This window comes from Alcanivorax xiamenensis, from assembly GCF_009846745.1.
In the GTDB taxonomy this organism is placed as follows: Bacteria; Pseudomonadota; Gammaproteobacteria; order Pseudomonadales; family Alcanivoracaceae; genus Alloalcanivorax; species Alloalcanivorax xiamenensis.
The window spans coordinates 1-15,463 of the sequence record NZ_AQPF01000066.1 but is presented as its reverse complement, the minus strand read 5'-3'; the positions used below and the strand labels follow the sequence as shown (position 1 = coordinate 15,463).

At 62.8% G+C, this 15,463-nt stretch carries 15 protein-coding genes; 6 read left to right on the top strand and 9 right to left on the bottom strand.

Going from position 1 to position 15,463, the window contains the following annotated elements; translation table 11 throughout:
* Positions 1–180 precede the first annotated feature (180 nt).
* Positions 181–1,380 carry a tyrosine--tRNA ligase gene (gene tyrS / locus A6D6_RS20205; protein ID WP_159661702.1) on the bottom strand — a complete coding sequence of 400 codons (1,200 nt, stop codon included), beginning with the start codon at positions 1,378–1,380 and terminating at the stop codon, positions 181–183.
* 311 nt (positions 1,381–1,691) lie between these two features.
* Between tyrS and A6D6_RS20200 the strand changes: the two genes are divergently transcribed.
* A complete protein-coding gene (locus A6D6_RS20200) occupies positions 1,692–2,978 on the top strand; it encodes a peptidoglycan DD-metalloendopeptidase family protein (RefSeq protein WP_370450654.1) in 1,287 nt (428 codons plus the stop codon).
* Positions 2,968–4,059 carry an anhydro-N-acetylmuramic acid kinase gene (locus tag A6D6_RS20195; protein WP_133493570.1) on the top strand — a complete coding sequence of 364 codons (1,092 nt, stop codon included), beginning with the start codon at positions 2,968–2,970 and terminating at the stop codon, positions 4,057–4,059. The genes A6D6_RS20200 and A6D6_RS20195 overlap by 11 nt, the downstream gene beginning before the upstream one ends.
* Here A6D6_RS20195 and A6D6_RS20190 read toward each other — a convergent pair whose 3' ends face one another.
* From A6D6_RS20190 to A6D6_RS20170, 5 genes are all read right to left on the bottom strand, one after another.
* Positions 4,060–4,602: a phosphatase PAP2 family protein gene (locus tag A6D6_RS20190; RefSeq protein WP_236564190.1), complete on the bottom strand. Its 543-nt coding sequence runs from the start codon at positions 4,600–4,602 to the stop codon at positions 4,060–4,062. It abuts the gene before it with no gap.
* A gap of 103 nt (positions 4,603–4,705) precedes the next feature.
* The gene (erpA, locus tag A6D6_RS20185; protein ID WP_236564191.1) at positions 4,706–5,044 is read right to left on the bottom strand and encodes an iron-sulfur cluster insertion protein ErpA; all 339 of its coding nucleotides are present in this window, start codon (positions 5,042–5,044) and stop codon (positions 4,706–4,708) included.
* Between the two features lie 238 nt (positions 5,045–5,282).
* Positions 5,283–5,720, bottom strand: a complete 438-nt coding sequence (locus A6D6_RS20180) for a bactofilin family protein (RefSeq protein ID WP_133493572.1) — start codon at positions 5,718–5,720, stop codon at positions 5,283–5,285.
* 66 nt (positions 5,721–5,786) lie between these two features.
* The gene (locus A6D6_RS20175; RefSeq protein WP_133493573.1) at positions 5,787–6,524 is read right to left on the bottom strand and encodes a DUF6776 family protein; all 738 of its coding nucleotides are present in this window, start codon (positions 6,522–6,524) and stop codon (positions 5,787–5,789) included.
* A gap of 328 nt (positions 6,525–6,852) precedes the next feature.
* Positions 6,853–8,229, bottom strand: coding sequence for a chloride channel protein (locus A6D6_RS20170; protein WP_133493574.1), 1,377 nt, complete (start codon positions 8,227–8,229; stop codon positions 6,853–6,855).
* A gap of 445 nt (positions 8,230–8,674) precedes the next feature.
* On the opposite strand from A6D6_RS20170, the gene hemJ reads away from it, so the two are divergent.
* The 4 genes from hemJ (at position 8,675) to hemL (ending at position 12,066) form a co-directional block, all read left to right on the top strand.
* Positions 8,675–9,100 carry a protoporphyrinogen oxidase HemJ gene (hemJ, locus tag A6D6_RS20165; protein ID WP_133493575.1) on the top strand — a complete coding sequence of 142 codons (426 nt, stop codon included), beginning with the start codon at positions 8,675–8,677 and terminating at the stop codon, positions 9,098–9,100.
* Positions 9,101–9,205: 105 nt separating this feature from the next.
* Positions 9,206–10,000 carry a bifunctional hydroxymethylpyrimidine kinase/phosphomethylpyrimidine kinase gene (gene thiD, locus A6D6_RS20160; RefSeq protein ID WP_166643114.1) on the top strand — a complete coding sequence of 265 codons (795 nt, stop codon included), beginning with the start codon at positions 9,206–9,208 and terminating at the stop codon, positions 9,998–10,000.
* Positions 9,997–10,635, top strand: a complete 639-nt coding sequence (thiE, locus tag A6D6_RS20155) for a thiamine phosphate synthase (protein ID WP_159661701.1) — start codon at positions 9,997–9,999, stop codon at positions 10,633–10,635. The genes thiD and thiE overlap by 4 nt, the downstream gene beginning before the upstream one ends.
* Positions 10,636–10,779: 144 nt before the next feature.
* Positions 10,780–12,066, top strand: a complete 1,287-nt coding sequence (gene hemL / locus A6D6_RS20150; protein ID WP_159661700.1) for a glutamate-1-semialdehyde 2,1-aminomutase — start codon at positions 10,780–10,782, stop codon at positions 12,064–12,066.
* Positions 12,067–12,080: 14 nt separating this feature from the next.
* Here hemL and ybaK read toward each other — a convergent pair whose 3' ends face one another.
* Genes ybaK through mrcB form a run of 3 tightly spaced genes read right to left on the bottom strand, consistent with a single transcriptional unit; the run spans position 12,081 to position 15,240 of the window.
* Entirely contained in the window at positions 12,081–12,545 is a 465-nt protein-coding gene (ybaK, locus tag A6D6_RS20145) for a Cys-tRNA(Pro) deacylase (protein ID WP_133493578.1), read from the bottom strand.
* Positions 12,542–13,054, bottom strand: coding sequence for a tetratricopeptide repeat protein (locus tag A6D6_RS20140; protein WP_133493579.1), 513 nt, complete (start codon positions 13,052–13,054; stop codon positions 12,542–12,544). Before A6D6_RS20140 ends, ybaK begins: the two co-directional genes overlap by 4 nt.
* The gene (gene mrcB / locus A6D6_RS20135; protein WP_159661703.1) at positions 13,030–15,240 is read right to left on the bottom strand and encodes a penicillin-binding protein 1B; all 2,211 of its coding nucleotides are present in this window, start codon (positions 15,238–15,240) and stop codon (positions 13,030–13,032) included. Before mrcB ends, A6D6_RS20140 begins: the two co-directional genes overlap by 25 nt.
* Between the last annotated feature and the right edge of the window lie 223 nt (positions 15,241–15,463).

Here is a 15,463-nt window from a genome sequence, read left to right as displayed (position 1 = left end):
CCCACACGTTTGCTTGCCTGATTGTTAAAGAACTGCGGGGCCGCGTCTGCGTTGTTGCCCCGTCGAGGAGTGCGCATTCTACGGATCGCGCCTTTCCTGTCAAACCTTTTTTTGAACTTTCCTGAAAAAAACTTTCGATCGCCTACTTTTCAGCCAAACCCGGGCTTTCCGCCCCCGGAATCACGTGATCGTGACCCGGGCGATCTTCTTCTTACCGGCTTGAATCACGGCACTTTCGCCGCGCTTGAAACTGCGCTCCAAGGTCAGCTGCTGGCCATCCACATAAACCGCGCCACGCCCGAACACGTCCTTGGCCGCTTTGCCATTCTGGGCCAGCCCGGCAAGACGAAGCAACGGCACGATGTGCACCTCATCCTCATCGCCCAAAGCCACCTCGACCTCCGGCACGTTTTCCGGAATATCCCCCAGGGCAGTAAGGTTACCCGCGGAGGATGGCGCCGTCCGCGCCGCTTCCTCACCATGAAAACGGGTCACCATCTCCAGGGCAAACGCCTTTTTAGCCTCCTGGGGACTCCCCAGACGCCCGGCCTCCGCCTTCAAACGGACCAGTTCTTCATTGGACACGGCACTGAGCAGCTCGTAGTAGCGCCAGGTCAGAGCGTCCGGCAGAGACAGCAATTTGCGGTACATATCCCCGGGCGCGTCGGTAACGCCAACATAGTTACCCAGGGACTTGGACATCTTCTGCACCCCGTCCAGCCCCTCCAACAGCGGCATGGTCAGGCAGATCTGTGGCGGCTGGCCATGCCCTTTCTGCAGCGTGCGCCCCATCAGAAGATTGAACTTCTGGTCGGTCCCACCCAGCTCGACATCAGCCCGCAACGCCACGGAGTCATATCCCTGCACCAACGGATAGAGGAATTCATGGATGGCAATCGGCTGGTTACCACGGTAGCGCTTATCAAAATCGTCCCGCTCAAGCATCCGCGCCACCGTGTACTGACTGGCCAGGCGGATCATGTCGGCGGCATCCAGCTCACTCATCCAGGAGGAGTTGAACGCCACCTCGGTCTTGTCCGGGTCCAGAATCTTGAACACCTGCTCCTTGTACGTCTCCGCATTGCGCAGCACGTCCTCACGGCTGAGCGGCGGCCGGGTGACACTTTTTCCGGAGGGATCCCCGATCATTCCGGTGAAATCACCGATCAGGAAGATCACCTGGTGCCCCAGATCCTGGAAATGGCGGAGTTTATTGATCAGAACGGTATGACCCAGGTGCAGATCCGGAGCAGTGGGATCAAAGCCGGCTTTGATGCGAAGTGGGCGCCCGCTTTCCAGACGAGCCCGCAGCTCGTCTTCCTGAATAATCTCATCCGCGCCCCGGCGAATCAGCGCCAGTTGTTGATCCACATCAGTCATCGATTGCCTCTGCCTTTCCATATTCGCGCCTCTTTTCCCGCCCGAAAGTCAGGGAACCGGCGCCACTAGCTGGTGCTCCAATAACACCAGTCTGTTTGAAACGCGGCATTGTAGCACCTTGGAATAGTTGTAAAAGACATATAAAGACAGGTATCTTTGCTGCAATATTTTTTTCATCGCCTCAGGCGGCACAAACTCAGAGCGCTACTTACAGCATGAGAAAACATATATCCGCCCTCGGTCGATCGGTGCGCCACTTTCCCCGCACCCACCTTTTGCTCTCCGGAAGCCTTGTTCTAATCGTCACCCTTGTGACCCTGTTACCGGAATCCGGAGAGAGTCGACCCGAACGCCCCCAGACCCTGAATTTGAACCTCGAAGCCGCTGGCAATCCGCCAACCGCCGCCGAGCCGGGCCCGGCGGCAACCCCCAGCGCCACACCGGCCAGTGAACTCGCCTCCGAACCGACGCCCGCCGAGCCTGCCCCTCAATGGGAAACCATCACCGTGGCCTCGGGGGACACCCTGGGCCGCCTGCTGCAGGACCGCGGCGTCACCGCCACTCAGGTTCATCGGTTGGTGACCGGCGACCAGCGCCTGCGAGACCTCAAGAATATCCGCCCCGGCCAGACCTTCGAGGTTCTGCTCAACGACCAGGGCGAACTGCAGGCTCTGAAATACAAGCCCTCCAGGATTCAGACCATTACCGCCACCCTTACCGGGGACGGTAGCTGGCAAGCCAGCAGCGAGCAGCGCGAGTACCAGCGCCGCGTCCGCTTCGCCGATGCCACCATCAACAGCTCTCTGTTCCTGGCCGGCCAGGCCGCCGGCATGAGCGACAATCTGACCATGCAACTGGCCAACATCTTCGGCTGGGATGTGGATTTCGTTCTCGACATTCGCCCTGGAGATCGCTTCCGCGTGCTCTTCGAGGAGCTGTACCTGGACGGCGAGAAAGTGGGCGAAGGCGACATTCTGGCCGCCGAGTTCTGGAACCGGGGCCGCCACCTCACGGCTTATCAGTATGAGGATGAAGACGGCGCCATGGCGTACCTGGACGCCGAGGGTAACTCCATGCGCAAGGCCTTCATTCGCACCCCGGTGGCGTTTTCCCGCATCAGCTCCGGCTTTAACCCGGGGCGTCGTCACCCGGTACTGAACACCATCCGCGCGCACAAGGGCACCGACTACGCCGCCCCTTCCGGCACGCCAATCAAGGCCGCGGGCAAAGGCAAGGTGATCTTCGCCGGTGTGAAAGGCGGCTATGGCAATGTGGTCATCCTTCAGCACGGCCGTCGTTACACCACTCTGTACGCCCATATGCGGGGCTTCGCCAAGGGCATTCGCGTGGGCACACGGGTCAACCAGGGCCAGACCATCGGCTATGTGGGTTCGTCCGGCCTCGCCACCGGCCCGCACCTGCACTATGAGTTCCGCATTGACGGCACGCATCGCAACCCGCAAACCGTCCCTCTGCCCAAGGCACAGGGCGTCAGCCCGGGGAACAAGGAGCAGTACCTGACCCAGGTGCGTCGAATCAACTCGCAGATGACCCTGTTCGCCGGCGCCGCCACCCTGGCACGCAGCGATGTCCGGTGACGGGCTCTACATCGGTTTGATGACCGGCACCAGCGTCGATGGCATCGACGCTGTGCTGGCCCGCATCGGCAAGCGGGATTTCCAACTCCTCACCCACCAGGGCTTCCCCTTACCCGACACCTTGCGTGACGACATCCTGAGGCTGTGTCGCGGTGGCCCGGATGAGATCGATCAAGCCGGCCGCCTTCATCGGCGGCTCGGCGATGCCTATGCTCACGCCACGCGGGCCTTGCTGGCCCGGTCCGGTCACCAACCTGATCAAATCCACGCCGTCGGCTGTCATGGCCAGACAGTCCGCCATCGCCCCGGCGATCCGGGTTTCAGCGTTCAGCTCGGTTGCCCGGACACCCTCGCCGTCCACACCGGCATCCCGGTGGTGAGCAATTTCCGCAATAAAGACATGGTGCTCGGCGGCCAGGGAGCCCCCTTGGTTCCCCGCTTCCATCAGCAGCTGTTCGGGGCGGTGGCGCCACGGGTCGCGGTGGTCAACATCGGCGGCATGGCCAACGTCTCCCTGCTGGATGGAGGGGAATTGATTGGCGGCTTCGACACCGGCCCCGGCAATGTTCTGATGGACCTCTGGGTGCAACAGCACCAGGGCGAACCCTATGATCAATCCGGCGCCTGGGCGGCCGGCGGCACCCTCCTGCCGGATCTACTGAGCGCCCTGCTGGCCGACCCTTATTTTCAGCTACCTCCGCCCAAAAGCACCGGCCGTGAGCATTTCAACGAGGACTGGCTGCGGCGGCATTTGCCGGCGGACGCCAACGCTCAGCAGGTCCAAAGCACCCTGGCGGAGCTGACCGCCCGCAGCATCGCCGACGCCGTCGAGGATTTCGCGCCGCAACAGCTGCTGGTCTGCGGAGGGGGCGCTCACAACCAGCATTTACTGGCCCGCCTTTCCACGCTGCTTGGAATTCCAGTACGTTCCACCGAGGGTTTTGGTCTGCATCCGGACTGGGTGGAGGCCAGCGCCTTTGCCTGGCTGGCCTGGGCCAGAATCGAAGGGGAAACGGGAAATGCACCGTCCGTTACCGGAGCCAGCCGGGCCGCGGTGCTTGGCCAGCTCACACTCCCCTGATTACACGCTCCCGAGAATCCACAGCGCACTCAGCGTGGACGAGACGCCCAGAGTGGCGCCAGCGAGGATATCCGTCGGATAGTGCACGCCCAGCAGTACACGTGAAGCACCCACCATGAGAGCGAACAACACGGCCATGGGCGCCAGTGCCGGAAAGAAGACACAAATCAGGGTGGCCATCACGGAAGCCGCAGCAGTGTGCCCCGACGGGAAGCTGAATCGGTCCGCCGGTTTGATGAAGGCGTTAAGGGCTTCCACGCTGTCCGCCGGACGTGGGCGGCGAATCAGATTCTTCAGCAGCATGAACGCCGGCACCTCAATGACGTAGGCAATCGCCGCCGCCTGAGCGAACACCGTGCCGATGCCATCCAGCAAAGTCCAGACCAGAGCCACCAGCACCACATACAGGGGCCCATCGCCAAGACGGGAAACCAGGCGCGCCACCTTCGCCCAACGGGCGGCCCGGGGCTGTTTGGACAACCAGCACATGGCACGCACGTCGGCGGCGGTCATACGTTGGAAACTGGGTCGCTGAATCATCATGCCTCCAGCATCCATGCCCGTGGAGACAATGATTTGACTGTTTGGTGACGGTTTTATGACGATCCGCCAAGAGTGTCTCGCACGGCGATTGCCCTTGGGAGATTTACACAGAGAAGGACGAACCGCAACCGCAAGTGGTGGCCGCATTGGGATTATTGACCACGAACCGGGAACCCATCAGCCCCTGCTCATAGTCCACCTCGGAGCCATCCAGATACTGGATACTCATGGCGTCCACCAGCAGGGTCACGCCCTCCCGGTCCACCGAGGTGTCGTCGTCGTTAACCTGCTCATCGAAAGTAAAACCGTAGGAGAATCCCGCACAACCGCCGCCAGTGATGTACACCCGCAGCTTCAGATTGGGATTGCCTTCGTCATCACGCAGCTCCTGGACTTTCTGAGCCGCGCGTTCGGTCAGGGTAATAGGTGCGGATTCGCTCATCATGATCACTTCATATCCAGGGCGAGCATGGTCCAATACCTGAGTGTTTTAGTCAAGAATAGCAAGCCCCCCCCCCCCCTTCGTCACCCGTCACACCGGAATCGTTCCGACGCCCCCGGATCAATACACCCGAGGGCCAACACGGAAACCACCAGTCCGCTCCATCGCTGACAGCGACTGCGCTCTCGCCAGGAATCTCGCCACTCGACACGCGTCAGACCGCGACAGGCCCGATGGCTCAGACGGTTTCCGCCGGATCCGCCTCGACCTGCTTTCCGGCTTTTTGCCCGGGAGCCGGCAGATTCCGCCGTTCCTCGTCCATACGCACCAGCTTACCGTTAACCCGGGCTCCCATCACCATTTCCAGCATGATGTAGTAGACGTTGCCGTCCACCGACGCCTTGCTGGCCAGTTCCAGATGCTCGGCGGCGCTGACGTCGCCCTCCACCCTGCCATTGATGGTGACCCGTGGCACCTGTATCTCGCCACGCACCACTCCGGTCTCCCCGATGATCAGTTGTCCGCCGTCATCACCGGCACGAATATTCCCTTCCACTTCCCCCTGAATATGCAGGCCACCGGTGAATTCCACATCCCCCAAGATGCGGGCACTAGCGGCGATCAGGGTGTGGTCGCGAAAGCCTTGACTATTGCCTTTCTTGTCTCGACCCAACACCGTTGTCTCCTGATGATTATCGTTTTGCCGGGGCGCATCGGAACACGTCCCACTCCCCCAGGAACCTTACCAAGGCAGTCGCTGTTCCGACTGCGCGGTCCTTCGCCCGGATGCCGTGGCGGTCACCTCCAGAGATGACACCTGCAGTTCCGCGGGCACCGTTACGATACCCGAAAGCTCCTGGAAATACCGGAACTGAAACCTGTCCTCGCTGTGCTCTTCCAGGTAATCAGCCGCATCGGCGGTGAACGCTTCGCCTTCGCGGCTGCCGCGCAGGGTGAAACTGACGCGGCCGGACAAAGCATCACGGTTTTCCCCGGTCTGTACCAGCACCAGGCGATAACGCACCCGCCGCTCACCCTCCGCGGGGCTCAGTTCCAGTTTTTGCACCACCAACCCGTGATCTTCATCGCTGGGGGACATCACATTCTTGTAGAACGAGACCGCCTGTTCCAATTCCGCCTGCTGATCCCGCAAGCCCCGGATCTCCTGGCGCAATTGCTCCCGCGCCTGCTCCCCCACCTGAGCTTCGGTACGGTACACCGCCAGTTCCTTCCGGGCCTGATCCAACTCCTGTTTGACCTGGTGCAAAGAGCGCCGGGCGGGACCGTCATCCTCGCCTTCGCGAGTGTCGCCGGCGATCACCGACAGCCCCGGCACACCGTACCACCAGACCAAAGCGCCGCCACCCACCAGACACACCAGGCACAGTAACGATACCGCCAGGCCCGCCAGCAAACGCCGCCGCCGCTGGGTGGAGGGGCTGACCGGTACCAGCACCACATCGTCCAATCGGTTCTTCACGCCCCACTTCGCCATCAGGACCACAACCCGCTATCGCCATTAGCGATGCGTGCCCCGTGCTTGTTTGCCGTTTCGGCCAAGGCCATAGAATGCTCCAAAATAGATAATTCCCCCGAGCTCCTGACCGTTCAGGCCACCGGAACGGGAAAATAATAGGCAGGGCCATCCGGCCCGGCAACTCAGAGTCTGTTTAAGATCTGTTGCCGCCAGCCCATGCGGAATGAGAACTGCGTACAGTCGGGATCGCGACCCAACGACACGCTACCCCGGGTACTACCGGGTAAACAGGAACCTCCGGCGCGTCGGCGAATAGAGCCTGAACAGGCCCTCAGACCGCCTTGTCCTCACTCGCGGGACGCCTCCCCTCCGCCGCCATCCCCGCACCGTTGGCCATGCGTTCCGCCAGGGAATCGTATAATGGACGCGACCATACCAGCTTCGACACCGCGGCGGACAAAAACGCGCCCACCATCAGAGACAACAGCAGATCATGTCGGTTACCGGTCAGTTCCATAACAATCACAAAGGAAGTGATTGGCCGCTGAATCACGCCGGCCAGAAACGCCGCCATCGCCACCACGGTAATGCCGACCACCGAGGCCTCCGGGAACCAGCCGCTCACGGCGCTGCCAATGCCGGCGCCAGCCGCCAGGCTGGGCGAGAACAAGCCTCCGGGGAGCCCGGTGAAATAGGACACCAGAGTCGCGCCCATTTTCGCCAGCGGGAAGGACCAGTCGCCAATATGCTCCCCATCCAGCAGGCTGCGCGCCTCTTCGTACCCGCTGCCATAGGTGGCGCCTCCGGTAAGCAGCCCCAGAGCCACCAACACCACGCCGCAGAGGAATACTACCCGATACGGATGTCTGACGGCGTGCGGTGTCAGCCAGCGACTGCCGCTGATCAGCAAACGACTGAACAAACCGCCCAGCAAGCCGCAAATCAGCGCCACCACGCCAATGGCCAGCCAGTTGGCGGTCAGTTCCAGATCGCCCTGGGGATGGCCAAAGTAGCTGTAATGGCCGTTGATCATCAGCACCACCACCCCCGAGAGAATGATGGCCAGAATCAGGGTACCGCTGGTGCGCTGCTCGAAGGAGCCGGACAGCTCCTCAATGGCGAACACGATCCCGGCCAACGGAGCGTTGAACGCCGCCGATACCCCGGCCGCGCCGCCGGCGACGATCAGAGCGTTATCCACGTATTTTTGTTGCAGCCGCCCCACCTGGCCCACCGAATACATCATCGCGGCGCCGATTTGCACACTCGGGCCTTCGCGGCCGATGCTGGCGCCACACAGCACCCCGAGCACGGTGAGAACGAACTTCAGCGCGATCACCCGCAGCGACAGGAAGGTGGGGCGCAACCAATGGTAGCGTTGCTTGAGCACCACCAATACCTGAGGAATCCCGCTACCTTGGGCTTCCGGCCCCATGCGGCGCATCAGCCAGATGATCACCATCATCCCCAGCGGGGTCATGGCGACAGGAATGTAAGGCGAATAAGCGTGAATGCGATTGAAGGTTTCCGCAGCCAGTTCCACCGCCCAGGCGAACCCCACCACCAGCAACCCCACCAGCAGAGCACCGATCCAGAACACGGCGCGCAGCTTCCAGTCCTGAATGGTGCCCAATTGCCTGCGCGTAAGGCGCCGCGTGCGAAAGAAGTAATAACGTAACAGCCGGCCGGAACGCGGTCTTCTCTTCACTAGACTCCCCGAGCAGAAAAGCACACCCCGGCCAGCCCTCCGCCAACCCGGACGTGATTATTGGGAGCCTGCTCATGATCTTTACACCACCGCGTTGCTGCTGGAAAAGGCGCCAGGCAAGGCGTGGGGACTGCAGGCTCTGGTGGTTCCAAAATCAAAGTCCGTAACGCAGCATGGCGCCTTTTCCAGCGCAACCCGAAGGGACGGGCGCCCCTTGTGCCCTCCGGGTATTTTGCCGCCAGCCCGCGATTACGCCTGTTTATGTAGATTGACTACACCGCACAATCGGAATCACGACCTGACGACACTGTCCACCAGGTGAGAAGGGAGCACCGGCGCGGTGGCGTAAAGATCATGAGCAGGCTCCATTAAAAAGCCGTTATAGTGTACGCCCGGAAGCCCGGTACAGCCACTGGGCTGCTTCCGCTACAAGGAGCCCCGCCCCATGTTTTTGTGGCTGAAAGCCTTTCATTTGATTGCGGTTATATGCTGGTTCGCTGGTATTTTTTACCTTCCACGCCTGTTCGTGTATCACGCCATGGCCGAGGATCAGGTCAGTCGCGAGCGTTTCAAGATCATGGAGCGCAAGCTTTACCGGGGCATCATGAACCCGAGCATGATCGTCACCGTGGTGCTGGGCCTGTGGATGCTGATCAGCCATTGGGACCTGTACAAAACCCAGGGCTGGATGCACGCCAAGCTGGCCCTGGTGGTGCTGTTGATCGGCTACCATCATATGTGTCTGGCGCATCTGAAACGGTTCGCCGCCGACGCCAATACCAAAAGCCATCGGTTCTTTCGTGTGTTCAACGAAGTACCGGTACTGCTGCTGATCGGCATCGTGATTCTGGTGGTGGTGAAACCGTTCTGATCACGGCCCTTGACGCCATTGCTTGAACGCCCGACGCTAGCCTTATCACGTCCGCGCCCCGCGCGACGTGCCACTTTTCGCCCTTCGGCTTTCGACGACGACACCATGAAACCCAATATTCTTGTTATCGCCGGACACGACCCATCCGGCGGCGCCGGCATTCACGCCGATATCGAGGCAATCCATGATCTGGGCGGGCTGACCAGCACTCTGATCACCGCCCTGACCGTGCAGAACAGCCAGCACGTGCTGGGTTTCCAACTGACGGATATTGATCTGTTGGAGCGTCAGGCGGACGCCCTGCTCGCCGATTACGACTTCCAGGCGGTGAAGATCGGCATGACCGGATCCTTGGCCACGGTCCACTTCATCGCCCGCCTGCTGGCACGTTTGCCCGGTGTGCCGGTGATTCTGGACCCGGTCCTGGCGGCGGAAAGCGGCGGCAGCCTGACCAGGGAATCACTTGGCGACGCCATGATCAGCGAGTTGGCGCCGTTGTGCGAACTGCTCACCCCCAACCTGCCCGAGGCCCGGCTGCTGGCCGGGGAGGACGGCGAGCCTGACCCGGCGGGGGGGCAAAGCGCGGCCCGTTGCGGCCAGCGCCTGTGCCGGAGTGGCGCCAAAGCGGTGCTGATCACCGGCACCCATGACGATACCGATCAGGTCAGCAATCATCTGTTCCTGGACAGCGGCGAGACACAAAGCTGGCACTGGCGGCGCCTGCCCCATGTTTACCATGGTTCCGGCTGCACCCTGGCGTCCTCCATTGCCTGCCTGCGCGGCCAGGGCATGCCACTGGAACAAGCGGTGGCGGAGGGACAGGCTCATGTGGATCAATATCTGCGCGCCGCCTGGCGGCCGGGCCAGGGCCAGCACGTTCCGGACCGGAGGACGCCATGACATCCCGCTTGCACGGCCTCTACGCCATCACCGACCCGATGCTGATCCCGGACCAGCGCCTGCTGCCCGCGGCCCGGGCCGCTCTGCGCGGCGGCGCCCGGCTGCTGCAGTACCGCGACAAACCCGCCAGCGCCATGCAACGACTGGAGCGGGCCGGCCGCCTGGCGGAACTGTGCCACCAATACGACGCACTGTTCATCGTCAATGATGACCCGGCTCTGGCCCAGGCGGTCAATGCCGACGGCGTACATATGGGACAAAGTGACGGTGCCGTACCCGCCGCCCGCGCCTTGCTTGGCGCCGACAAAATCATCGGCGTCTCCTGCCACGGCGATCTGGCACTGGCCGCCAAAGGCGCCGCCGAGGGCGCGGATTATCTGGCGCTGGGGCGCTTCTATCCGTCCCACACCAAGCCCAAGGCACCGCCGGTGACGCTGGATACCCTGCGGCAAGCCCGTGACCGCTTTACTCAACCGCTGGTTGCCATCGGCGGCATCACCGCGGACAACGCCCAACCGCTGATCGACGCTGGCGCCGATATGGTTGCTCTGATTCACGGCCTGTTCGCCACCGCCGACTGCGATGAGATCGAAGTCCGGGCGCGCCAGCTCTCCCGGTTGTTCCCCGTTCGCTGACCCGAAACAGGCTCTTCGGAGGTGGCGACCGGTTTCCGGAATACGCATAATGCCCATCAATCCCCGGTGGCGGATGCCACCCTCATGATCCTCTGTCCCGCTCCCCCACGAGCCGGGCCCGGATCCGTTTCGCAAGGAGTCCCCATGAGTCGCACGCAATCCGAGCAGCTGTTCCGCCGTGCCCAGAAGCACATTCCCGGTGGCGTCAACTCGCCGGTCCGCGCCTTCAACGGTGTCGGCGGCACCCCGGTGTTCTTCGAGCGGGCGGAGGGTGCATACCTGTTCGACGAGGACGACAACCGCTATGTCGACTACGTTGGCTCCTGGGGCCCCATGATACTGGGCCACAACGCCCCGGCGGTGCGCGAAGCGGTGCAACAGGCGGTGGCTCGCGGGCTGAGCTTCGGCGCCCCCACCGAGGCCGAAGTGGAGATGGCCGATCTGGTCTGCGAGATGGTGCCCTCCATGGACATGGTGCGCATGGTCAACTCCGGCACCGAAGCCACCATGTCCGCCATCCGCCTGGCTCGTGGTCATACCGGCCGGGACAAGATCATAAAATTCGAAGGGTGCTACCACGGCCATGTGGACAGCTTGCTGGTACAAGCCGGCTCCGGTGCCCTGACTCTGGGCACACCCAGCTCCCCCGGCGTGCCGGCGGCGGTCACCGCCGACACCCTGGTACTGCCCTATAACGACGCCGCCGCCGTGGCGGAAGTGTTCGCCAAGCAGGGTGGCGACATCGCCGCGGTGATCGTCGAGCCGGTGGCCGGCAACATGAACTGCGTACCGCCCACCCAGAGCTTCCTCGATGCCTTGCGGGCCCAGTGCAGCGAACACGGTGCGCTGCTGATCTTCGACGAGGTAATGACCGGCTTCCGCGTCGCTCTGGGCGGCGCCCAGGCCCTTTACGGCATCACCCCGGACCTCACCACCCTGGGCAAGATCATCGGCGGCGGCATGCCGGTGGGCGCTCTCGGCGGCCGGCGAGAGGTCATGGAAAGCCTGGCGCCACTGGGGCCGGTCTATCAGGCTGGCACCCTGTCAGGAAATCCGGTGGCGATGGCCGCCGGCCTGGCCACCCTGCGGGCTTTGCGCGAGCCCGGTTTCCATGACGCCCTGGAAGCCAGAGCCCGGCGCCTCACCGAGGGGTTATCGATGGCGGCGCGGGAATGCGGGATAGGCTTCACCACCAATCAGGTGGGCGGCATGTTCGGTCTGTTCTTTACCGAACAGACCCGGATCAGCCGTTTCTCGGAAGTGATGGCCTGCGACACGGAACGCTTCCAACGCTTTTTCCATGCCATGCTGGACCGCGGTATCTATCTGGCGCCCAGCGCCTTTGAGGCCGGTTTCGTCTGCATCGCCCACAGCGATGAAGACATCGACGCCACCATCAACGCCGCCCGCGAAGCGTTCGCGGCGCTGTAGCGGCAAACGGTGTGTTAGCGGGCCAGCAGCGCCAGACGGCCGCCGGTCAGTGCCAGCAGGTCCGCCGGCGCCATTTCAATTTCCAAGCCGCGCCGGCCGCCGCTCATATACAAAACACTTTGGCTTTCGGCGCTGTCGTCGAGCCATAGCGGCAGCCGCTTTTTCTGCCCCAGCGGGCTGATACCCCCGAGCACATAGCCGGTAAGCCGCTGCGCCACGGCGGCATCCGCCATGGACGCTTTCTTACCGCCAGCGGCTTTGGCCAGAGCTTTCAGATCCAGCTGCTTGTGCACCGGCACCATGGCCACCTGAGGCCGCTCGTCCACCATTGCCAGCAGTGTCTTGAAGACCTGTTCAACCGGCAGGCCCAGAGCGTCCGCCGCTTCCAACCCATAGCTGGGGGCCTGTGGATCGGCTTGGTAGCTGTGTGTGCGAAAGGCCACGCCGGCTTTCTCGGCGGCCTTGACCGCCGGTGTCATGCGGTACCCCGGCGCAATTCCTGAGCCCGCTTCCTGGCCTCGCGAGCGCCGTCCTTGTCCCCCTGCCGCTCGCGGGCGGTGGCCACCAGTTCCCACAACTCCGCCTGATACCCCGGATTGTAGGGCGCCAGCCGCAAGGCTCTCAGGGCCAACCCTTCGGCGGAATGGGCGTCGCCTTCTTCCAGACGCAACCTGGCCAGTTGCCGATACACCCAGGATGAGTCAGGTTCCATGTTCAGCGCCCGCTCCAGGTAACGTCCGGCCGCGGACATATTGCCCTGGTTGCGAGCCCCCTCGGCGCGATCAAGCAGCGCCAGCGCCGGCGACCCTTGCAGGTCGGCCCGGGCATCCACCGGTTCCCGCCCGGGCTCACCGGAAGGCGTCGATGACGACGACGAGGATGAGGACGAAGAAGAGCCATAATCGCCTCCCGTGCCCGTCGTGGGTGTCGTCGCGCAACCGGCCAGCATGGCGGCCAGCAACGTCAGTCGAACCAGCCCTTGAACCATTGCAATACCCCTTTCTTGTTGTCGCCGTCACGAGACCCGCAACGGTCGGCCTCCTCGGGAATCGATGCGGGCAGCATCGGGTAACGGCGGGCGCCATCACAGCCCTCACCGCTGACCAGGGTACCGGACGGATCCATCCAAACCCACTCCACTCCGGCCGGGGGCTTCTGCGAGAGGCTGCGTTGCGGCAGCGAAGCCATCATTTGCGCCCATACCGGCACCGCGCCAGAGGAACCGCTGACTCCGGCAGGGCTATTGTCATCCCGACCGACCCACACCACCGCCAGATGATTGGCGGAGAAACCGGCGAACCAGGCATCGCGGAAATTATCGCTGGTGCCGGTCTTGCCGGCCACCTTCACCGAAGCCGGCAGCTTGGCACGCACGCCACGGCCGGTGCCCTGGTCGACCACATCCTGCATCGCCTGCTGCAACACGAACACCGGCTCCGGCGGTAGCACCTCCTCGGTGGTGATCGGGTAACGCGCGATCGGCTGGCCATCCTTATCGAGCACATCGGTGATCGAACGCAACGGCGTGGCGAAACCACCAGTGGCCAGCGGCTGATACATCATCGCCACCTCGAACGGCGTCAGCCCCAAGCTGCCCAACAGAATACTCGGATAGAGAGGGATATCCCGCTGTACCCCCAAGGTCTTCAGCGTGTCCGCCACCTTGTTCAGGCCCACATCCATGCCGAGTCGCGCCAGCGCCTGGTTGCGCGAACGCACCAGAACGTCATGTATCGGCATGGGGCCCAGGGATTTGTTGTCAAAGTTCTTTGGCTGCCAGGGGTCATTGTTGCGCAGCGGCACCGACAGCGGCTCATCGTTGACGATGGTGGCCAGACTGTATTTTTTCGGTTGCTCCAGCGCCGCCAGCACCACCGCTGGCTTCACCAGCGAACCGATCGGCCGCACCGCGTCCAGCGCCCTGTTGAAACCATGTTCCCGGGAGCGGCGATTGCTGACCACCGCCAATACATCCCCCTGGGTCGGCGCCACCACCACCACCGCGCCATTGAGATGGTTCTTGCCACCGGGATCCTTGCTTTCCAGATGATCGCGCAGCGCCTTTTCCGCCGCCAGTTGCGCCAGCACGTCCAGCGTGGAGTGAATACGCAGACCATCGACGCCAAGCACTTCCGGCGGATAGTCGCGGGCAAGCTGGCGCCGCACCAGATCGATGAACGCGGGGAACGCGTAAAGCGGCGACTCGCCTCGTGGCACCACTTCCAGTCCCCGTTTGCTGAAGCGGTGCAGTTCTTCCTCGCTCAGCGCGCCCTGCTGACGAGCCACCTGCAACACCGTGTTGCGACGCTTCAGCGAACGCTCCGGACGGCGGCGCGGATCGTACCAGCTGGGCCCCTTGAGCAACCCCACCAGGGTCGCCAGTTGATGGGGCTCCAGTTCTTCCAGGGGACGACCGAAATAGAACTGCGCACCCAGCCCCATGCCATGGATGGAACGGGATCCGTCCTGGCCAAGGTACACCTCGTTGATATAGGCCTCGAGAATCTGCTCCTTGCTGTAGTGCAGTTCCAGCAGCACCGCCATTGGCAGTTCCACCAGTTTACGCAGCAGGGTCCGATCCTGCGTGAGCCAGAAATTCTTCACCAGCTGCTGGGTCAGCGTGCTGCCACCCTGCACCAGACGGCCGGCTTTGATATTGGCCAGCATGGCCCGGGCCAGGCCGCGCAGGGACACCCCGTGATGCTCGTGGAAATCCTGATCCTCGGTGGCCAGCAACATCTTGACCATCAGCGGCGGCACCCGGTCCAGCGGCACATAGACCCGGTCCTCGCTGTGCCCCGGATGGATGCTGCCAATCTGCATTGGCTCCAGCCGCGCCAGAGAGCCGCCCTGCCCGGCCCGCAACGATGCGATCTCACCACCGCCAAGACGAAGATTAAGGCGCTGGGACGGTTCGCCACCGTCGCTGTCGCGGAACCCCCGGGTATGAATGATCAGCTGATTGCCGTTCACCGAATAACTACCGGCCGTGGGCGCGCCCGGCGCCTGCCGGTAACGCATCAGCTCCAGCATTTTGAGCATGTCCGCCCGCGACAGAACCCGTCCGGGATACAGCTCCACCGGCCGGGCATAGACCCGCGCCGGCAGCTGCCAGACATGGCTGTCGAACCGTTCCTGCACCAGAGCGTCCAGATAGATCAGGCCAGCGGCCATCGCCACCAGCCCCACCGCCAGGACCTTGGCGAGGAAACGCCCACTGATCCTTTCTTCTTACGGCGGCGGGGAGCCGCTCTCTTCGCTTTTTTTGCCATGGCCGGGAGTATACGGAAAAGTGTGGGGATTTTATGAGGGCCCCGGAAAGTTTGATGCGCCGGCGCTGATCTTTGAGGAAATTTTGCAACCGCCCCGCCCATCTCCATAATAGGCCCCGCCAGGC